General features: G+C 64.4%; 17 protein-coding genes and 3 tRNA genes. 12 read left to right on the forward strand and 8 right to left on the reverse strand.

From position 1 onward, the window contains the following. Window positions 1-35 precede the first annotated feature (35 nt). The 3 genes from mutM (at window position 36) to mutY (ending at window position 4,000) form a co-directional block, all read left to right on the forward strand. Window positions 36-851: a bifunctional DNA-formamidopyrimidine glycosylase/DNA-(apurinic or apyrimidinic site) lyase gene (gene mutM / locus QUV35_RS06720; protein ID WP_300871799.1), complete on the forward strand. Its 816-nt coding sequence runs from the start codon at window positions 36-38 to the stop codon at window positions 849-851. Between the two features lie 93 nt (window positions 852-944). Further along, window positions 945-2,888, forward strand: coding sequence for a dynamin family protein (locus QUV35_RS06725; protein ID WP_300871801.1), 1,944 nt, complete (start codon window positions 945-947; stop codon window positions 2,886-2,888). Further along, a complete protein-coding gene (gene mutY / locus QUV35_RS06730; protein WP_300871802.1) occupies window positions 2,885-4,000 on the forward strand; it encodes an A/G-specific adenine glycosylase in 1,116 nt (371 codons plus the stop codon). The genes QUV35_RS06725 and mutY overlap by 4 nt, the downstream gene beginning before the upstream one ends. A gap of 1 nt (window position 4,001) precedes the next feature. On the opposite strand, the gene rapZ is transcribed toward mutY, so the two are convergent. From rapZ to QUV35_RS06745, 3 genes are read right to left on the reverse strand one after another with little or no spacing between them, the layout of a single operon-like run. Next, complete coding sequence (rapZ, locus tag QUV35_RS06735; protein ID WP_300871804.1) at window positions 4,002-4,925, reverse strand: RNase adapter RapZ; 924 nt, start codon at window positions 4,923-4,925, stop codon at window positions 4,002-4,004. A gap of 18 nt (window positions 4,926-4,943) precedes the next feature. Beyond that, window positions 4,944-6,587 (reverse strand): DNA repair protein RecN, encoded by a 1,644-nt coding sequence (gene recN, locus QUV35_RS06740; RefSeq protein WP_300871806.1) that lies wholly within the window; start codon window positions 6,585-6,587, stop codon window positions 4,944-4,946. 43 nt (window positions 6,588-6,630) lie between these two features. After that, window positions 6,631-7,548 (reverse strand): NAD kinase, encoded by a 918-nt coding sequence (locus tag QUV35_RS06745; protein WP_300871808.1) that lies wholly within the window; start codon window positions 7,546-7,548, stop codon window positions 6,631-6,633. A 94-nt stretch (window positions 7,549-7,642) separates the two neighbouring features. On the opposite strand from QUV35_RS06745, the gene hrcA reads away from it, so the two are divergent. From hrcA to greB, 4 genes are all read left to right on the forward strand, one after another. Next, on the forward strand, window positions 7,643-8,662 hold the full coding sequence (hrcA, locus tag QUV35_RS06750) for a heat-inducible transcriptional repressor HrcA (protein WP_300871809.1): 1,020 nt from the start codon (window positions 7,643-7,645) through the stop codon (window positions 8,660-8,662). 35 nt (window positions 8,663-8,697) lie between these two features. After that, window positions 8,698-8,774 (forward strand) — tRNA-Ile (locus QUV35_RS06755). Between the two features lie 27 nt (window positions 8,775-8,801). Beyond that, window positions 8,802-8,878, forward strand: a tRNA-Arg gene (locus QUV35_RS06760). A gap of 78 nt (window positions 8,879-8,956) precedes the next feature. Further along, complete coding sequence (gene greB / locus QUV35_RS06765; protein WP_300871810.1) at window positions 8,957-9,520, forward strand: transcription elongation factor GreB; 564 nt, start codon at window positions 8,957-8,959, stop codon at window positions 9,518-9,520. Here greB and QUV35_RS06770 read toward each other — a convergent pair whose 3' ends face one another. The 4 genes from QUV35_RS06770 to QUV35_RS06785 form a co-directional block, all read right to left on the reverse strand. Beyond that, on the reverse strand, window positions 9,521-11,779 hold the full coding sequence (locus QUV35_RS06770) for a bifunctional (p)ppGpp synthetase/guanosine-3',5'-bis(diphosphate) 3'-pyrophosphohydrolase (protein WP_300871812.1): 2,259 nt from the start codon (window positions 11,777-11,779) through the stop codon (window positions 9,521-9,523). Window positions 11,780-11,925: 146 nt separating this feature from the next. Continuing rightward, window positions 11,926-12,129, reverse strand: coding sequence for a DNA-directed RNA polymerase subunit omega (gene rpoZ / locus QUV35_RS06775; RefSeq protein WP_056272051.1), 204 nt, complete (start codon window positions 12,127-12,129; stop codon window positions 11,926-11,928). Window positions 12,130-12,157: 28 nt separating this feature from the next. Continuing rightward, window positions 12,158-12,778, reverse strand: a complete 621-nt coding sequence (gene gmk / locus QUV35_RS06780) for a guanylate kinase (protein WP_300871815.1) — start codon at window positions 12,776-12,778, stop codon at window positions 12,158-12,160. 2 nt (window positions 12,779-12,780) lie between these two features. After that, complete coding sequence (locus QUV35_RS06785; protein WP_300871817.1) at window positions 12,781-13,713, reverse strand: YicC/YloC family endoribonuclease; 933 nt, start codon at window positions 13,711-13,713, stop codon at window positions 12,781-12,783. A gap of 61 nt (window positions 13,714-13,774) precedes the next feature. Here QUV35_RS06785 and QUV35_RS06790 point away from each other — a divergent pair, with 61 nt between their 5' ends. From QUV35_RS06790 to hemW, 5 genes are all read left to right on the forward strand, one after another. After that, window positions 13,775-14,782: a serine/threonine-protein kinase gene (locus tag QUV35_RS06790; protein ID WP_069047259.1), complete on the forward strand. Its 1,008-nt coding sequence runs from the start codon at window positions 13,775-13,777 to the stop codon at window positions 14,780-14,782. Next, the gene (locus QUV35_RS06795; protein ID WP_300871820.1) at window positions 14,779-15,678 is read left to right on the forward strand and encodes a protein phosphatase 2C domain-containing protein; all 900 of its coding nucleotides are present in this window, start codon (window positions 14,779-14,781) and stop codon (window positions 15,676-15,678) included. The genes QUV35_RS06790 and QUV35_RS06795 overlap by 4 nt, the downstream gene beginning before the upstream one ends. A gap of 9 nt (window positions 15,679-15,687) precedes the next feature. Beyond that, the gene (gene rph / locus QUV35_RS06800) at window positions 15,688-16,425 is read left to right on the forward strand and encodes a ribonuclease PH (protein ID WP_300871823.1); all 738 of its coding nucleotides are present in this window, start codon (window positions 15,688-15,690) and stop codon (window positions 16,423-16,425) included. Then, the gene (rdgB, locus tag QUV35_RS06805) at window positions 16,422-17,051 is read left to right on the forward strand and encodes an RdgB/HAM1 family non-canonical purine NTP pyrophosphatase (RefSeq protein ID WP_300871826.1); all 630 of its coding nucleotides are present in this window, start codon (window positions 16,422-16,424) and stop codon (window positions 17,049-17,051) included. The genes rph and rdgB overlap by 4 nt, the downstream gene beginning before the upstream one ends. Window positions 17,052-17,146: 95 nt before the next feature. Beyond that, entirely contained in the window at window positions 17,147-18,328 is a 1,182-nt protein-coding gene (hemW, locus tag QUV35_RS06810) for a radical SAM family heme chaperone HemW (RefSeq protein WP_300871947.1), read from the forward strand. Window positions 18,329-18,631: 303 nt separating this feature from the next. Here hemW and QUV35_RS06815 read toward each other — a convergent pair. Next, window positions 18,632-18,719, reverse strand: a tRNA-Ser gene (locus QUV35_RS06815). Between the last annotated feature and the right edge of the window lie 40 nt (window positions 18,720-18,759).

The following is an 18,759-nucleotide window of genomic DNA, read 5'->3' on the forward strand; positions in this document are numbered from 1 at the left end:
AAGCGTTCCGGACGCCTTGAAAAAATCAACGATCCATGCCCGAACTCCCCGAAGTTGAAGTCACACGGCGCAGTTTTGCCGACCGCATTGCCGGGGCCTCGATCCTGCATCTGCGCATGGGCAAGGCGTTGCGCTGGCCGCTGGGTTGCGAGACGGCCGCCCTTCATGGCCGCACGGTGGTGTCGGTGAGCCGGCGCGGCAAATACCTCCTGCTCAACCTGGACCGGGGCCATCTGCTGGTGCATCTGGGCATGTCGGGCAGCCTGCAGTTCGCGGTCACGCTGCCGCCCCCGGGCGTGCACGATCACTTCGAGTTGTTGACCACACGGGGCAGCTTGCGGCTGCACGATCCCCGGCGTTTCGGAGCCGTGGTCTACGCCGACGCCCTGAACGATGCTGTGGCCGTCAAGTTGCTGGGTGGCCTGGGTGTGGAGCCGCTCGAGGGCGGATTTGATCCGCTGGCGTTTCACCGTGCCCTGCAACTGCGCCGCTCGGTCATCAAGCAGGTTTTGCTGTGCGGTGACATCGTGGTGGGGGTGGGCAACATCTACGCCTCGGAAGCCTTGTTCATGGCCGGCATTCGCCCGACCATGCGGGCCGATCGCATCAGCAAGCCGCGTGCCGCGCGTCTGCACGCGGCCATCGTCGAGGTGCTGACCCGGGCCGTGGCTCTGGGCGGCAGCACCCTGCGCGATTTTTCGAATGCCGAGGGTCGTTCGGGCTACTTCCAGCTCGATGCCATGGTCTACGGTCGGGAAGGACAACCCTGCAGGGCATGCGGCAGGCCCGTCAAAGCCATCCGGCAGGGCCAGCGATCGACGTTTTTCTGCACCTCTTGCCAGAAAAGCTGAGCGTCGGGGCAGCCCGGCTGTCGGTCATGCACGCCGACCAGCATTGCGAGGGGAGCCGATGCTATATTGACCGATGGTTACAACAACAGAGCTATGAGTTTCAATCAGGAATTTGATCAACATGGCGTGTGGCGCAAGCAGTTTGCCTTGCGCCTGCGTCTGCTTGCCGAGTGGTTGACCGACCACGACCTGATGGAGCCCGGCATCCGTGAACGCCTGGACGGGCTGCACGCCCAGGTCAAGAACGACAAGATCATGGTCGCTTTCGTGGCCGAGTTCTCGCGCGGCAAGTCCGAGCTGATCAATGCGGTGTTTTTCGCAGGCTACGGCCGCCGCATCATGCCGGCGAGCGCGGGCCGCACCACCATGTGTCCCACCGAGTTGGGCTACGACGCCGAGGTGCCGCCCTGCCTTCGCCTGTTGCCCATCGAGACCCGCATGCAACCCCTGTCCCTGCTGGACTGGCGCAACGCCCCCGACAAATGGGAACGCGTGGATCTCGACGTGAACGATCCCAAGCAACTGGCCCGGGCCATCCAAAAAGTGGCCGAGGTTCGCCGGGTCACGCTGGACGAAGCGCGTGGACTGGGTTTCTGGAGCGATGAAACGCCCGAAGACAACCCGCTGGCCGGTGCCGACGGCACGGTGGAGGTACCCAGGTGGCGCCACGCCCTGATCAACATGGCGCACCCGCTGCTCAAGCAAGGCCTGGTGATTCTGGACACACCCGGACTCAACGCCATCGGTGCCGAACCCGAGCTGACGGTGAGCCTCTTGCCCCAGGCGCAGGCGGTGGTGTTCATCCTCGCGGCCGATACCGGCGTGACCAAGTCCGACCTCACCATCTGGCGCCAGCATCTGTCGGTGCTGGGGGAAGGCAAGGAATCGCGCCTGGTGGTGCTCAACAAGATCGACACCATGTGGGACGCGCTGAGCTCTCCCGAGCAAGTGCAGTTGCAGATTGCTTCGCAGCGCACCGACTCTGCCGAGATCCTCGGGCTCTCGCCCAGGCAGGTTCTGGCGGTGTCCGCCCAGAAGGGTCTCCTGGCCAAGGTCAATCGGGACAAGAAATTGCTCGAAGCCAGCAACCTGATGGAGCTGGAAACGGCGCTGGGTGTGGACCTCCTGGGTCAGCGGCGCAAGATCCTGAGTGCGGCCGTGGCCACCGGCATCCAGGCCTTGCGGGTGGAAACCACCCGCATGGTGCACACCCGCTCGCGCGACCTGGTCGAGCAGATTCAGGAGCTCGAAGGATTGCGCGGAAAGAACGCCGGGGTGATCAAGCAGATGCGCCTTCGCATTGAACAGGAGCAGGCAGACTTCGATGCCAGCGGCGCCAAGATACAGGCCGTGCGCTCGGTGCATCTGCGTTTGCTCAAGGACCTCTTTGCGATGTTGAGTGCCACGCACCTCAAGGCCGAGGTGTCGGTGCTGTCCAAGGCGCTGCGGCAACCCGGCATCAAGCTCGGTGTGCGCCGCGCCTACGACCACACCTTCGACCGTCTTCGCGCCGACATGCTCAAAGCCGACGGCATGGCGGGCGACATCCAGTCCATGCTGGAGGGCAGCTTCAAGAGCCTGAACGCCGAGTACGGGTTTTCGCTGCAGGCGCCCACGCCGCCCAAGCTGGCCCAATACGTCAACGACCTGGACCTGATCGAAAAAAGCCATCTGCAGTATTTGAGCCTGGGCAATGCGCTCAAGCTCGCACAGCCCGAATTCGCCGAGCGTCTGGCGCGTGCGCTCATGAGTCGACTGCGCGTGGTCTACGACACGGCGGTCAACGAAGTTGAACTGTGGAACAAGTCGGCGGCGGCCCAGCTTGATGCGCAGCTGCGCGAACGTCGGCGAAACTTCACCCGCCGCATCGAAGCCGTCTCGCGCATCCAGCAAGCGGCGGGGGGATTGGACGAGCGCATTCGCGAACTCCAGACCCACCAGGGCAAGCTCAATGTGCTCGATGCCAAGTTGTCCGAGCTGACCGACCACCTGCTGGCTGCCCCCGAAGAAGAGTCCGACGAAGCCCTGGCCGCATGAGCGTGCCTGGCCCGGGCGCAGAACTGCCTGCCGCGTTCGCCCCCCGGCTGATCGACTGGCAGCGGCGCGCCGGGCGCAGCGGTTTGCCCTGGCAGGGCAGTCGGGATCCTTACCGCGTGTGGTTGTCCGAGGTGATGCTGCAGCAAACCCAGGTGAGCACGGTGCTGGGCTACTACGGACGCTTCCTCGACCGTTTTCCCGATGTGCACACCCTGGCGGCCGCCGAAACCGACGAGGTGATGGCGTTGTGGAGCGGCTTGGGCTATTACAGCCGTGCGCGCCATCTGCACCGCTGTGCCCAGACCGTTGTGCTGCGCCATGCCGGCGCGTTTCCCTCCACGGCCGCAGAGCTGGAGAAGCTGCCGGGCATCGGCGCATCCACGGCGGCCGCCATCGCGGCGTTCTGTTTCGGTGAACGGGTGTCCATCGTTGACGGCAACGTGCGCAGGGTGCTGACTCGCCTGCTCGCGTTTGAGGGAGACCTGGCGCAGACCGCGTCTCAGCGGGCGCTGTGGGAGCAGGCACAGAACCTGTTGCCTCTGCACCCATCAGCCGATGACATGACCGCTTACACGCAGGGCCTCATGGACCTGGGTGCGACCGTGTGCACGCGCAGCCGGCCAGCCTGCGAGCTTTGCCCCATGCAGCCGATCTGCCTGGGCTGGCGGTCGGGTGAGCCACAGCGGTTCCCGATCAAGACCCGCACCCTCAAGCGTCGGCACGAAAGCTGGTGGTTGTTGATGCTGCTGTTGCGTGGCGGGCAGGACCGCATCTGGCTGCAGCGCCGGCCCGCCAGTGGCATCTGGGCCGGCTTGTTTTGCCCGCCGGTTTACCCGAGCGAAGAGGCGGCGCGCGAGGCGCTCGGACCCATGCAGGCCGGCGGACTCGCGGCGCTGGACGCTGTGAGCCACAGCCTGACACACCGCGAGCTGCGCCTGCACCCCATGCTGATGCAACTGCAGGCAGAGCCTCAGGGCGAGGCCTGGCCCGATGGCCAGTGGGTCAGTGTGGCGATGCTTGAACAGCACGGTCTGCCTGCGCCGGTCAAGCTGCTTCTGCAGAACTTGTTCAAACCCTCTTTGTTCGAGGCGGCAGCAGCGGGCAGCAACTGAATCAGGCCGTTCCGGCCCGCGCAGTCGGCGCTGCAGGCCAGGCGTCGGCTTCGCGGTGGCGCACCCGGCTCGACCAGTCCACCGCAAAGGTGCGGGCGAGTTGCTCGACCAGATACACCGAGCGGTGTTGTCCTCCGGTGCAGCCGATCGCCACCGTCACATAGCTGCGGTGGTCGCGCAGCATCTGGGGCAGCCAGTGTCCGAGGAAATCGCTGATTTGCTGCTCCATCTGTTGCACTTCCGGTTGTGCCGCCAGGTAGGCGGCAACCGGCGCATCGCGCCCGGTCAGCGGCTTGAGTTCGGGCTCGTAGTGCGGATTGGCCAGCATGCGCACATCAAACACAAAGTCGGCGTCCATGGGAATGCCGCGTTTGAACGCGAACGACTCGAACACCAGTGTGAGTGGCGCCTGCGTGGCGCCCAGCAGGTCCTTGATCTGGCTGCGCAGGTGCGTGGGCCGGATCAGGCTGGTGTCGAGCACCAGCGCCTGGTCGCGAAGCTCGGCCAGCAGCTCGCGTTCCTGTTCGATGGCATCGGTCAATGCGCGATGCTGGTCGTTGAACTGTTTGAGCGACAGCGGATGCAGCCGACGGGTCTCTGAAAAACGGCGCACCAGGGTGTCGGTCGTCGCGTCGAGGAACACCGTGGTGAGGTTCACCGGTCGCTGGGCATGCCGCTGCAGTTGCGCGAGTCGCTTGGGCAAACCCGGCAGCGAAGCGGCGCTGCGCACATCCATGGCGATGGCGACCTTGCTGGCTTTGTGGCTTTGCTCAAGCTCGATGAAAGGCTCGAGGAGCTCGGGCGGGAGGTTGTCCACGCAGTAAAACCCCACATCCTCCAGCGCGGTGAGTGCCACCGACTTGCCGGAGCCGGACATGCCGGTGATCAGCACCAGGCGAATCGGAGTGTCTGGGGTGGTGGACATGATGGGTGTTTTGGGCATTCAGGCAGACAGGAGTTCGCGGGCGTGGGCCAGCGAGATTTCCGACTTCTCGTTGCCACCGAGCATGCGTGCGAGCTCGACCACGCGTGCCTCGTGCGCGATCGGTGCGACTGTGCTGAGCGTTTGTTTCCCGACCCGCTGTTTGCTCACCAACAGATGGTGGTCGGCGCAGGCCGCCACCTGGGGCAGATGGGTCACGGCCAGCACCTGGCGATCACGTCCGAGCTGGCGCAACAGCTGGCCCACCGTGTGCGCCACGGCGCCACCAATGCCGGAGTCCACTTCGTCAAAGATCAGTGTGGGTGCCTGCCCCAGTCGACTCGTGACCACCGAAATCGCCAGTGCAATGCGCGAGAGCTCGCCGCCCGAGGCCACCTTGCCAACGGGTTTGGGTGTCGTGCCGGCATGGCCCGCCACGCGAAACTCGACCAGCTCCCAGCCGTGCGCCTGCGGCTCCTCAAGGCGCTGCAAGACCACTTCAAACACGCCCCCTTGCATGCCCAGGGACTGCATGCTTTGTGTGACCGCTTTCGACAGCCGGGGCGCGGCCTTCTGGCGTTCCCTGGTGATGGTCTGCAACTCGGCATTGAACGCCTTGAAGGCGGACCGTTCGGCGGCCTGCAAGGCATCGAGATCCAGCGCCTGGTCGATGGTGGCCAGTTCACTCTTCCACTGGGCGAGCACGTCGGCGAGTTCTTCGGGGCTGCGTCGGTAGCGGCGTGCCAGCGACACCCACAGCGCCAGTCGCTGGTCGAGCGATGCCAGGCTGGTGGGGTCCTGGTCGGTGTGGCGCGCGTACTGGTGCAGGTTGTGCACGGTGTCCTGCACCTGCGCCAGTGCTGCCTCGAGTGCGGCGATCGGGTCTGCAAAGCGCGGCTCGATGTGGGCCTGCGCCTGCAGCGCCGCCAGGGCCCGGTGGATGAGCGCGGCCGCATTGGCCTCTTCGTCGTCCAGCGCCGTGACAGCCGCCTGCGCGGCATCCAGCAGCCCTTGTGCGTTGGCCAGGCGGCTGTGCTGGGCGTTGAGTTCGGCCCATTCGTCCGGCAGCGGCGACAGCTTGTCAAGCTCGGCGATCTGCCAGGCCAGGCGCTCGCCTTCCTGCCGCAGCGTGTTCTGTTTTTCGGTGGCGTTGTCCAGCAGTTTGCGTTGCTGGCGCCACCGGGCCCAGGCCTGGGTGGCCGCGGAGGTGTCGATGCCGGCATAGGCGTCGAGCAGGTCGCGCACGGCGTCGGCGCGCGTGAGGCTCTGCCATGCATGCTGCCCGTGGATGTCGACCAGGCCATCGGCCAGCGCCTTGAGCTGTGCCATGGTGGCTGCGCTGCCGTTGATCCATGCGCGACTTCGGCCTTCGGTGTCCACCGTGCGGCGCAACAGCAGACCGTCTTCGATCGGGAATCCCTGCTCCTCGAGCCATGGGTGGATCGATGCGGGCGCATCGAACTCGGCGGCAATTTCACAGCGTGCAGCGCCTTCGCGCACCACGCCACTTTCGGCGCGCGCACCCAGCGCCAGCTGGAGGGCGTCGATGAGGATGGACTTGCCGGCACCGGTTTCGCCCGTGAGCACGCCAAAGCCCTGGTCCAGATCGAGATCAAGGGACTGCACGATGACGAAGTCACGCAGGGCAATTCGGCGCAGGCTCATGGTGGGTGTGGGGCGTTGTGAACAGGCGGGATTCTGCGGGTCCTCAGACCCCTTCGTTCCAGTGCAGCTTCTTCCGCAGGGTATCGAAATAGCTCCATCCCACCGGATGCAGCAGGCGCAGGGCATGGTCGGAGCGGCGCACCACGATGCGGTCACCGTGCAGCAGGCTGGTGAAGGACTGCATGTCGAAATTCGCGCTGGCTTCCTTGCCCGAGACGATTTCCACCGCGATCTCGCTGTGACCCGGCAAAACGACGGGTCGGTTCGACAAGGTGTGTGGTGCGATCGGGACCAGCAGCCAGCCGCCGATGGCCGGGTGCAACAGCGGCCCGCCGGCAGACAGGGCATAGGCGGTGGAGCCGGTGGGGGAGGCGATGATCAAGCCGTCTGCGCGCTGGTTGGCCACGAAATGCCCGTCCACCTCGACGCGCAGTTCGATCATGCTCGCCGCTCCACCCCGGTTGACGACCACGTCGTTGAGGGCGGTGGCCTCGAAGACACAGCGGCCATCGCGCCAGATGCCGGCGGCCATGAGCGAGCGTGGATCGTCTTCGAACGATCCACGCAGGATGGGGCGCAGCGTGTCGCGGAAGTCCTCGAAAGGAATGTCGGTGATGAAGCCCAGTCGCCCCTGGTTGATGCCCACCAGCGGTACGCCGAAGCGTGCCAGCTGGCGCCCGATGCCCAACATGGTGCCGTCGCCGCCCACCACCAGCGCCAGGTCGCAGTGCTGGCCCATGGCCGGCACGGAGAGCGAGGGGTACTGGTTCAGGCCGGTGTTGAGCCAGGTCTCCTGCTCCAGCGACACATCGCAACCTTCGTCGTGCAGGAAATGCGCGATTTCCTCGACAGCGTCCCGCGAACCGGGTGCCTGGTATTTGCCGACGATGGCCACATGCGAGAAACGCAAGGGACGGCCCGATGGGGTGGGAGCGGACCGTGTGTCGGGGGGCAGGTTCATGCGCAAATTACAACATAGCCCGTCTGTGGCGGATTGACCGAAAACCCTCGTTTGCAAACGGCCTCAGGCATCGGTCTCTCCGTAAAATGAAGCGATGTTGGACGAACGTGCGAAGCTGCTGCTCAAAGCCCTTGTCGAGCGATACATCGCCGACGGCCAGCCCGTGGGTTCGCGCACCCTGGCGCGCGCGGCGGGCATGGAGCTGTCGCCCGCCACCATCCGCAACGTGATGAGCGACCTGGAAGAACTCGGACTCATCGCCAGCCCCCACACCTCGGCAGGACGCATCCCCACCGCCCGCGGCTACCGCCTGTTTGTCGACACCATGCTCACCGTGCGCCGCGAGGGGCTTTCGCCAGTGAGCGAAATGTCGACGCCGGGCATCGAGGCGGGCCAGCCCCACCGCGTCATCAGCCATGCGGCCAACATGCTCTCCAGCCTGTCGCAGTTCGTCGGCGTGATCACGGCCCCGCGTCGCGCCACGGTGTTCCGCCACATTGAATTCCTCAGCCTGTCCGAGCGCCGGGTGCTGGTGATCATCGTCTCGCCCGAAGGCGAGGTTCAGAACCGCATCATCCACACACAGGCCACGTTCACCCAGCCGCAACTGCTCGAGGCAGCCAATTTCCTCAACAGCCACTACTCGGGGCTGACCATGGAGGCGGTGCGGGAGCGGCTGAAGAACGAGGTTGACGCGCTGCGCGGTGAAATCGCCGATCTCATGAAGGCAGCGGTGGACATTGGTGCCGAAGGCGACGCGGCACAAGACGAGGTGGTCGTGTCGGGCGAACGCAATTTGCTGTCGGTGACCGAGTTTTCGAGCGACATGGGCAATCTGCGCCGCATGTTCGATCTGTTCGAGCAAAAGACCCAGCTCATCCGCCTGCTCGACGTTTCTGCGCAAGCGGACGGTGTGCGCATCTACATTGGTGGCGAGAGCCAGGTGGTGCCCTACGAAGACCTGTCGGTGGTCACGGCACCCTACGAGGTGGACGGACAGATCGTCGGCACGCTCGGCGTGATCGGCCCCCAGCGCATGCCGTACGAACGCATGATCCAGATCGTTGATGTCACTGCCAAGCTGGTGGGCAACGCCTTGAGTCACCACAAATAGAGCGAACCGTGGCCGGCCCTACAATCCCGCCTTCCGGGCCGTTAGCTCAGTTGGTTAGAGCAGAGGACTCATAATCCTTTGGTCGTTGGTTCAAGTCCAACACGGCCTACCAAAAAACCCTGCTACAATGCAAGGCTTCGCGGCTGTAGCTCAGTTGGATAGAGTACTTGGCTACGAACCAAGGGGTCGTGGGTTCAATTCCTGCCAGCCGCACCAAACAAAAAACCCGCAGCCACAAGCTGCGGGTTTTTTCATTTCTGCCGTCGAAAGAGCGCCAGACGGCAAGAGGCCACCATGAGCAAGGCATTCACCAAAGAATCCGATCAGGACGAGGATGACGATCTTCCCGAAGTCGCTCCAGTGGCCGGCGGGAAGAACTACATCACGCGTGCGGGCTATGACCGGCTGCGTGCCGAACTGTTCACGCTCATGGACGACGAGCGACCCAAGATGGTCGAGATCGTGCACTGGGCGGCGAGCAATGGCGACCGTTCGGAAAATGGTGACTACCTGTACGGCAAGAAGCGATTGCGCGAGATTGATCGGCGCATCCGTTTTCTCACGCGTCGGCTGGAAGTGGCCGAGGTGGTGGACGCATCGCTCCATCATGGTGGCGATCAGGTCTTCTTTGGCGTGACCGTCACCTATGCCGATGAGGCGGGGGTTGAGACCACTGTCACGATTCTCGGTGTGGACGAGGCCGACAGCGCGCAGGGTCAGATCAGCTGGGTGTCGCCGGTGGCCCGTGCCCTGCTCAAGGCCAGGGTGGGCGACGTGGTGCGGCTGGTGGTGCCAGGGGGAGCCCAGGAACTCGAGGTGTTGTCGGTGAGTTACCCCATCCCGACCGCGCCCAGCTGATCAGGCCTTGACGGGCTTGAAGCGCTGCGCCTTGATCACCGAGCTGGTGCGCTTGAGGCTGCGCAGCACGTCGGCCAGGTGTTGACGGTCGCGTACCGACACGGAAAACCGGATGTCGGTGGCGGTCTGGGCAGGCTCGTCACCCATGTCCACATGGGTGATGTCGGCCTCTGCCGCCGCGATGCTGGACGCCACCCGGGCCAGCACGCCCTTGCCGTTGGTGACAGTGACCACCACTGTGGTTTCGAAGGAGCGCACCGGCTCGTCGGCCCATTCAACCTCGAGGAAACGCTCGCTGTCGCGCAGCAGCAGGCGCTTGCCGGTCGGGCAGTCTTCAGCGTGCACCACCAGTCCTTCACCTCTGCCCAGGTAGCCGACGATGCGGTCCCCCGGGATCGGCCTGCAACACGGCGCGTATTGCACCGACAGTCCCTCGCTGCCGTCAAGCGTGACGACGCCCTGGGATGCCGATTCGTCGCGACCGCTGGCGTAACGCTCGGTGCTGATCAGCAGCGCGTCGGGTTTGAGACCGGTTTCAGACAGCAGAACCGCCAGTTTCTTGCCCACCATGCTGGCGATGCGCTTGCCCATGCCGATGTCGGCCAGCAGCTCTTCCCGCGACTTGTTGCCGGTGAAGCGCAGCAGTTTTTCCCATGTGCTCTGGTACTCCCCGTCCTCGGTGGGAAGGGCCGCAATGCCCTCCGACCGCAGCGCCTGACTCAGCATGCGTTCACCGAGTTCGTGCGACTTCTCCTGCGCCACGGTCTTCAGGTGATGGCGGATCTTGGATCGTGCCCGGCCGGTCTTCACAAACGAAAGCCACGCGGGATTGGGTTCCGCACTCTCTGCAGTGATCACCTCCACGACATCGCCATTGGCAAGCTCCGTGCGCAGTGGCCGTTGTTCGCCGTTGATGCGGGCCGACACCGTGTGGTTGCCCACGTCGCTGTGGATGGCATAAGCAAAGTCCATCACCGTGGCGCCGCGCGGCAGGGCCATGATCTTGCTTTTGGGCGTGAACACATAGACCGCATCGGGGAACAGATCGATCTTGATGTGGTCCCAGAACTCCCCGGCGTCATGGGTTTCCTGCTGGATGTCCAGCAGCGATTGCAGCCACTGCGTGCCCAGCCGCTGCGACATGTCGCTGCCTGGCTCGCTGGCCTTGTAGAGCCAGTGCGCCGCGACGCCGGACTCCGCCACGACGTCCATGGCGTGGGTGCGCAGCTGGAACTCGATGTTGGTGCCGAAGGGGCCGATCAGGGTGGTGTGCAGCGACTGGTAGCCATTGACCTTCGGGATCGCCACGTAGTCCCGGAACTTGCCGGGCAGTGGTTTGTAGAGCTGGTGCAGCACCCCGAGTCCGGTGTAGCAATCGGTGAGTTCGGGCACAACAATGCGAAAGCCATAGACATCGGTGACCTGGGAAAAAGACAGGTGCTTGTTGTCCATCTTGCGATAGACGGAGTAGAGCGTCTTTTCGCGACCCATGATGCGCACGCTCATGCCCTGCCGGGCGAACACGCCCTCCACCTCTTTCTGCACCCGGGAGATCAGGTCGCGGCGGCGGTTGCGGGATTTGTTGAGCGCCTTGGACAACACCTCGTAGCGCCAGGGGTGCAGGAAGCGAAACGCCAGGTCCTGCAATTCGCGGTAGGTGAAGTTCAGGCCCAGGCGGTGCGCGATCGGCGCATAGATCTCGAGGGTCTCGCTGCTGATGCGTTGCCACTTGCTGCGCGGCATGTCGCCCATGGTGCGCATGTTGTGCGTGCGGTCGGCCAGCTTGATGAGGATGACGCGGACGTCCTTGGCCATGGCCAGCAGCATCTTGCGAAACGACTCGGCCTGGTTCTGCTCCCGCGTGTCGAACTCCAGCTTCTCCAGCTTGGTGAGCCCGTCGACCAGATCGGCAACCGGTGCACCAAAGCGCTCCACCAGTTCCTCTTTCGTGACGCCACAGTCTTCGATCGCGTCGTGCATCAGCGCCGACATGAGCGCCTGTGCATCGAGCTTCCACTCGGCGCATTGGGCAGCCACCGCAATCGGGTGGGTGATGTAGGGATCACCGTTCTTGCGCAACTGGCCCAGATGCGCCTCGTCGGCGAACCGGTAGGCCCGCCGGATGTTCTCGATGTCGCCGGGGCTCAGGTAGTCCAGCTTCGAGAGCAGTCCGGCAAAGCTGGCCGCGGCTGCGCTGGCCGCTGGATGGGCCTGATCGTCCGAAGACAGAAGTGAGCCGTTCTCGGCCATGGTGGACATCCCGGTACTTTAGCGTGTGATCGCTTCGGCCGCCGCCGGCGGTGCAGCGACCCGCTCGATCCGGTGAGGGATTGCCGGCAGCGCGGTGTCCGGGCAAAAAAAAACACCGCAGTGCGGTGTTTTCCTTCAATTGATTCAAGCCCGGGTCAGAGCGGAACCTTCTTGAGCATTTCGAGGCCGATCTTGCCTTCGGCGATTTCGCGCAGCGCGGTCACGCCGGGCTTGTTCTTGCTTTCGATCTTGGGGGCATGGCCCTGGCTCAGCATGCGGGCGCGGTAGGTCGCCGCCAGCACGAGCTGAAAGCGGTTGGGGATCTTTTCGAGACAGTCTTCGACGGTGATGCGTGCCATGGGCGGGCTCCAGTAAACGGGCTTGGGGTCAGAGGATGTTGAGCGCTTTGAAGGTATCGCCGCGGGCGATACGCTGGGCGGCGAACTTGAGCCGCTGGGCATGGACGATGGCCTTGAGATCAAACAGGGCCCGCTCGAACAGCTCGTTGATTATAACGAAGTCGAATTCCCGGGCATGGGTCATCTCGGCGGCGGCGTTTTGCAGCCTCAGCTCGATCACGTCGGCAGAATCCTCCGCCCGGCGCTCCAGGCGCGAGCGCAACTCTTCCCAGCTTGGCGGCAGGATGAAGATCAGCACCGCGTTGGGGAAGATGCGCTTGACCTGGATCGCACCCTGAAAGTCGATCTCCAGCACCACGTCGGCTCCTTGCGCCATGCGTTGCTCGATCGCCAGCTTGGATGTGCCGTAGCGGTTGCCGTGCACCATGGCCCATTCCAGAAACGCACCCTGGATGACCATGTGATCAAAGGTTTCCTTGCTCACAAAGTAGTACTCGCGGCCGTGCAGCTCCTGGCCGCGCGGCGGCCGGGTCGTGTGCGAGACCGAAGGCACCACGCGGGAGTCGAGCTCCATCAGCGCCTTGACCAGGCTGGATTTGCCGGCCCCGCTGGGGGCTGCGACGACGAACAGGTTTCCGGGGTATTCCATGCTTATTCGATGTTCTGGACTTGCTCGCGCATTTGTTCGATCAAGACTTTCATGTCCACGGATATGCGGGTGAGCTCCAGGTTGGATGACTTCGAGCCCAGGGTGTTGGCTTCACGATGCAGCTCCTGGATCATGAAATCCAGCCGCTTGCCGACCTCGGCACCTTTGTGGATCAGGCGTTCGATTTCGGTCAGGTGAGAGTCGAGCCGGGTCAGCTCCTCGGCCACGTCGATGCGGATGGCGAAGGCGGTGGCTTCGGTCAGGGCGCGGTCGCTGGCCATGTCCGACGTGACCGAATTGCCCGTGGCCGACGCGCCACCCGCCGCCAGGGCCTCGTTCCAGCGATCGATGAAGCGCTGGCGCTGCTGGGCCACCAGCAGGGGAATCAAGGGTTGCGCGTCCCGGGCGAGTTGTCGCAGCTGACCCAGTCGGTCCAGCAACATGGCCGCCAGGCGCTCGCCCTCGCGCGCTCGTGCTTCCATCAGGTTGTGGACGGCGGTGTCGGCCAGCAGTTGAAGGCCATCGTTGAGTTCGCCGGGGTTTCCCTGCTGACGTGAGGTGAGCTGCAGCACCTCGGACACAGACAGGGGTGCGGCGGTGGGCAGCCAGGCGCGCACGTTGTCCTGCAGGCCGACAAGTTTCTGGAGTTCCACCGCGCTGGGTGAACGCGGACTGGCGTCGCTGCGGCCTTCGATCCAGGCCCGGACCTCCACCTTGCCCCGCTTGAGACGCGATGTCAGCAGTTCGCGCAAGGCGGGCTCCGATCCGCGGAGGTCGTCGGGCAATTTGAAAGTGAGGTCGAGAAAGCGGCTGTTGACCGAGCGGATCTCCAAACCCAGACCCGGCTTCGGATCGCGCGCCGGCTCTGCGTTCGCGGCAGTTGTGGGCCCGCCCAGGTGGGCCGTTGCATAGCCGGTCATGCTGTAAACTGCCATTGCACTTCGCCCGTCAGGTTGAGTGGTCCAAAACGAGGCGTTCCGGAAACCATCTCGAATTATGTCAAAGGTCAAACCCGCACCGCTCCCGCCGGACACCGTGATTGGTGGTTACCGCATTGTTCGCAAGCTGGCTGCGGGTGGCTTTGGCGTGGTTTACCTCGCGGTGGACACCGAAGGGCAGCAGGTCGCGGTCAAGGAATATTTGCCTTCGTCTCTGGCCTCGCGCGGCCCCGGCGAACTGCTGCCCCAGGTGCAGCCCGAAAAGCTCTCGCTCTACCGCCTCGGACTCAAGAGTTTTTTCGAAGAGGGCCGCGCTCTCGCGCAGATCTCGCACGCTTCGGTGGTCAGCGTGCTCAATTTCTTCCGGGAGAACGAGACCGTCTACATGGTCATGAATTTTCTGGAGGGCGCCTCCCTGCAGGAATTCATCATCACCGCACGGGAGCAAAAGAAGCAGAAGGTCTTCCGCGAATCGACCATCCGCTCGCTGTACGACGAAGTTCTGCGCGGACTGCGCATCGTGCACCAGCACAAGATGCTCCACCTGGACATCAAGCCCGCCAACATCTTCGTGACCGATGACAACCGTTCAGTGCTGATCGACTTCGGTGCAGCTCGCGAAGTGCTGAGCAAGGAAGGCAACTTCATCCGTCCCATGTACACGCCGGGTTTCGCAGCACCCGAGATGTACCGGCGCGATTCGAGCATGGGCCCATGGACCGACATCTACGCCATTGGCGCCTGCATTTACGCCAGCATGCAGGGCTACCCACCGAACGACGCGCCGCAGCGACTGGAAAAAGACCGCCTGTCGTTGGCGCTGTCCCGCCTGCGCGGCGTCTACTCCGACAACCTGATCGAGGTGGTCGAATGGTGCATGTCGCTGGATCCCTTGTCGCGTCCGCAGTCGGTGTTTGCGCTGCAGAAAGAACTCAGCCGCGAGACCGAGCGCAGTTACACCAAGCTCACGGTGGCCGAAAAAATGCGGCTGCAGTTTGACAACATCGTCTCGGACAACAAGAAATCCCTGCGGAAATCCACCAACGCCGGCACCAAGTTTCGATGAAATTTTCGGTCTATCAGATCAGCCGCCAGGGTGGGCGGGAGCGCAATGAAGACCGCATGGGTTATGCCTACACCCGGGAGTCCGGCCTTTTCGTGCTGGCCGATGGCATGGGCGGGCATCCTGAAGGTGCCATGGCGGCCCAGCTGGCCCTGCAGACGTTTTCGGCCTACTTCCAGAAAGCGGCCAATCCAACGGTGCGGGAGGTGCCCGAGTTTCTCTCCAGTGCGCTCATGGCCGCACACCACCAGATCATCCGTTACGCCGCCGAGAAGGGCATGCTGGACACGCCGCGCACCACACTGGTGGCTTCCGTCATGGAGCGTGGCCATGTGTACTGGGTGCACTGCGGTGACTCGCGACTGTATGTCGTGCGCAATGGCGAGATGTTGACCCGCACGCGCGACCACTCCTACATGGAGCAGCAAGCGCACCTGGGGCGCGCCACCGAGCACATCAACCGCAACATCCTCTTCACCTGCCTGGGTTCACCCGCCAAGCCGGTGTTTGACCTGTCGGGTCCTGTGCAATTGCTGCAAGGTGACCGGGTGCTGCTGTGCTCCGACGGCTTGTGGGGCACGGTGACCGACGAAGAAATCACGTCCGAGTTGTCCAAGCGCCCCCTGGAGCAGGCCGTGCCGGAGCTGGTGGAGCTGGCGCTCAAGCGGGGCGGCCCGCGCTGCGACAACGTCACCGTGCTCGCCATGGAGTGGGAGACGGCCGACGAATTCCAGAGCACCCGCGTGTCCACCGAGGACATCGAGGACGGCGTGTTCGCCTCCACCATCCAGTCGGGCACACCAGACTCGACCATCGAGGATCTGGACGACGCAGCGATCGAACAATCGATCGCCGAAATCAACGAAGCGATCCGCCGCACGGCCGAACGCAACACCTGAGGTTTTCCCATGAGCGATGTTTCCCGACCCGGCCAACGGGCCGTTGATGCCCTGCGCCCTGTGCGCATCACCCGCAGTTACACGATGCACGCCGAAGGCTCGGTGCTGATCGAGTTCGGTCACACCAAGGTGTTGTGCACCGCATCGGTCGAAGAAAAGGTGCCGCCGCACAAACGCGGCAGCGGGGAGGGCTGGGTGACCGCCGAATACGGGATGTTGCCGCGCGCGACCCATACCCGAAGCGATCGCGAAGCCGCCAAGGGCAAACAAAGCGGGCGCACACAGGAAATCCAGCGCCTCATTGGGCGCTCGCTGCGCGCCGTGTTCGATCTCAAGGCCCTGGGCGAGCGCACCATTTCGCTCGACTGCGATGTGATCCAGGCCGATGGCGGTACGCGCACCGCGAGCATCACCGGTGCCTTTGTGGCGGCGCACGACGCAGTTTCAAAGCTGATCGCCGACGGCAGAATCGCGGCCTCTCCCATCAAGGACCACGTGGCCGCCATCTCGGTGGGCATTCTGCAAGGCACGCCACTGCTCGATCTGGAGTACGTGGAAGACTCGGCTTGCGACACCGACATGAACGTCGTGATGACCGGCGCCGGTCACTTTGTGGAAGTGCAGGGCACGGCCGAGGGCGTGGCCTTCACCCGCCGCGAAATGGATGCATTGCTGGCACTGGCTGAACAGGGCATTGGCGAGCTGGTGGCCCTGCAGAAGCAAACGCTGGGCACCACAAAGGCATGAAGCTGGTTCTGGCGTCGAACAACAAGGGCAAGCTCGCCGAGCTGCAGGCGCTGTTCGCGCCGCTGGGTATCGAGCTGGTGTGCCAGGCCGACCTGGGCATTCCCGAGGCCCCCGAGCCGCACCGCACCTTTGTGGAAAATGCGCTGGCCAAGGCGCGTCACGCGGCTCAAGTCAGCGGGCTGCCCGCCCTGGCCGACGACGCCGGACTGTGCGTGGAGGCTTTCGGTGGCCTGCCGGGCGTCGACACGGCCTTCTATGCGACCCGGTTCGGCTACGAAAAGGGCGACGACAACAACGTGCGGGCCTTGCTGGAGCAGATGCAGGGCCAAAGCGACCGCCGCGCAGCGCTGGTCAGCACGCTGGTGGCCCTGCGCAGCGCCGACGACCCCGAACCGCTGGTGGCCACCGGCCGCGCACCGGGGCTCATCACGCAGCAGCCCGTCGGACAAAATGGTTTCGGCTTCGATCCGGTGATGTACCTGCCGGCGTTCGGCAAGACCTTTGCCGAGCTCCCCACCGAGGTGAAGAACGCCAACAGCCACCGCGGTCGCGCGGCGCAACAGATGCTGGCGCTGATGCGCGAACGCTGGTTCGCACCGGCGCCCGAGTCCAGGCCCACGCCGTGAGTGCCGACAAGCCGGTGCCGGTCGCCTGGCCCGGCGGTTTGCCGGCCAGGGCAGTGTTGCCTGGCGACGCGCGCTGGAACGATGTTCGTCACTGGATGCGCCCCGGCACACTGCAGTTGCAGAGCCTGCCGCCGCTGTCGCTCTACATCCACCTGCCGTGGTGCCTGAAGAAGTGTCCTTATTGCGATTTCAATTCGCACGAATGGAGCGCCACCGCAGCGCCTGGGCAGGCGCTGCCCGAAGCGCGCTACCTCGACGCCTTGCGCGCCGACCTGGAGGCCACGCTGCCCTTGATCTGGGGCCGCACGGTGCACAGTGTTTTCATTGGCGGCGGCACGCCCAGCCTGTTTTCCCCCGAGTCCATCGACCGTCTGCTGGCTGAGGTGCGTGCCTTGCTGCGCCTCGACGCGGATGCCGAAATCACGCTGGAAGCCAACCCGGGCACGTTCGAGAAGGACCGCTTTCGGGCGTTTCGCGCCGCGGGCGTGACGCGCTTGTCGGTTGGCGTGCAAAGTTTCAACAACGTCCACCTGAAGGCGCTGGGCCGGGTGCACGACCGCGACCAGGCCATGGCCGCGATGGAAGAGGCCGCGCAGGCCTTCGACACCTTCAACCTCGACCTGATGTACGCCTTGCCCGGGCAGACACTGGCCGACTGCGAGGCCGATGTGCGCACCGCGCTGGGGTTCTCACCGCCTCACCTGTCGATCTACCACCTCACGCTCGAGCCGAACACGGTGTTCGCCAAATACCCGCCAGCCCTGCCACCCGAGGACGAGGCCTGGGACATGCTCGACCGCATCACCGCGCTCACCGGCGCGGCGGGCTTGCAGCGCTACGAGGTGTCGGCCTATGCGCGCACCGGGCACCACAGCCGGCACAACACCAACTACTGGCAGTTCGGCGACTACCTGGGCATCGGCGCCGGCGCCCACAGCAAGCTGAGTTTTGCCCACCGCATCGCGCGCCCGGTGCGCGTGCGCGAACCTCGCCTGTACATGGAGCGCGCCTTGGCCGGCGACGCCGTGGTCAGTGCCGAGGAAGTCTCGCGCGCGGACTTGCCGTTCGAATTCATGCTCAACGCCATGCGACTCAGGCAAGGTTTTTCCCTTCAGCAGTTCATGGAGCGCACCGGATTGCCGCTCTCCAGCATCGAGCCCGGCCTCGCGCAGGCGCTTCAAAAGGGGCTGATCGAACGCGATGCCGCGCGGGTCTGGCCCACCGAGCGCGGCTTCGATTTCCTCAGCGACCTGCAGGCCCTGTTTCTGGCGGACTGAGGCCGCCTCGAAGGCTTGCGCACCTCGTCCAGCGGGCCCTTGATCCGATCGGCGCAGGGAGGTGCTGCCGGCCCTTCGACACCATGCCAAGGACGCCCTCCATCCAACGCGGGTGTTGGTGTCCAGGCGTTGAGGTCCCACGAAGCGTGCGGCCCCGGCCGGCTTGCCCAGCTGCGGTGGAGGCGACGACGCCATGGCGGATGGCGCGCCGTCGGGCGCTTGTGCACAGGGCCATCACGCCGGCAACCAGATGCGCCAGAAAACCAAAAAAGGGCCTTGATTTCTCAAGGCCCTTGAATGGTCTGGCGGAGACGGTGAGATTCGAACTCACGGACCCTTGCGGGTCGGCAGTTTTCAAGACTGCTGGTTTAAACCACTCACCCACGTCTCCGGATGCGGTTGCAAGGCGACGATTTTAGCCTGCGTACCCG

Origin of the sequence: Hydrogenophaga sp. (assembly GCF_030373225.1) — a bacterium.
Classification (GTDB): Bacteria; Pseudomonadota; Gammaproteobacteria; order Burkholderiales; family Burkholderiaceae_C; genus Hydrogenophaga.

Coding starts and splice junctions, on each gene's coding strand:
- mutM (WP_300871799.1), top strand. CDS start 36: ATGCCCGAACTCCCCGAAGTTGAAGTCACACGGCGCAGTTTTGCCGAC.
- QUV35_RS06725 (WP_300871801.1), top strand. CDS start 945: ATGAGTTTCAATCAGGAATTTGATCAACATGGCGTGTGGCGCAAGCAG.
- mutY (WP_300871802.1), top strand. CDS start 2,885: ATGAGCGTGCCTGGCCCGGGCGCAGAACTGCCTGCCGCGTTCGCCCCC.
- rapZ (WP_300871804.1), bottom strand. CDS start 4,925: ATGTCCACCACCCCAGACACTCCGATTCGCCTGGTGCTGATCACCGGC.
- recN (WP_300871806.1), bottom strand. CDS start 6,587: ATGAGCCTGCGCCGAATTGCCCTGCGTGACTTCGTCATCGTGCAGTCC.
- QUV35_RS06745 (WP_300871808.1), bottom strand. CDS start 7,548: ATGAACCTGCCCCCCGACACACGGTCCGCTCCCACCCCATCGGGCCGT.
- hrcA (WP_300871809.1), top strand. CDS start 7,643: ATGTTGGACGAACGTGCGAAGCTGCTGCTCAAAGCCCTTGTCGAGCGA.
- greB (WP_300871810.1), top strand. CDS start 8,957: ATGAGCAAGGCATTCACCAAAGAATCCGATCAGGACGAGGATGACGAT.
- QUV35_RS06770 (WP_300871812.1), bottom strand. CDS start 11,779: ATGTCCACCATGGCCGAGAACGGCTCACTTCTGTCTTCGGACGATCAG.
- rpoZ (WP_056272051.1), bottom strand. CDS start 12,129: ATGGCACGCATCACCGTCGAAGACTGTCTCGAAAAGATCCCCAACCGC.
- gmk (WP_300871815.1), bottom strand. CDS start 12,778: ATGGAATACCCCGGAAACCTGTTCGTCGTCGCAGCCCCCAGCGGGGCC.
- QUV35_RS06785 (WP_300871817.1), bottom strand. CDS start 13,713: ATGGCAGTTTACAGCATGACCGGCTATGCAACGGCCCACCTGGGCGGG.
- QUV35_RS06790 (WP_069047259.1), top strand. CDS start 13,775: ATGTCAAAGGTCAAACCCGCACCGCTCCCGCCGGACACCGTGATTGGT.
- QUV35_RS06795 (WP_300871820.1), top strand. CDS start 14,779: ATGAAATTTTCGGTCTATCAGATCAGCCGCCAGGGTGGGCGGGAGCGC.
- rph (WP_300871823.1), top strand. CDS start 15,688: ATGAGCGATGTTTCCCGACCCGGCCAACGGGCCGTTGATGCCCTGCGC.
- rdgB (WP_300871826.1), top strand. CDS start 16,422: ATGAAGCTGGTTCTGGCGTCGAACAACAAGGGCAAGCTCGCCGAGCTG.
- hemW (WP_300871947.1), top strand. CDS start 17,147: ATGCGCCCCGGCACACTGCAGTTGCAGAGCCTGCCGCCGCTGTCGCTC.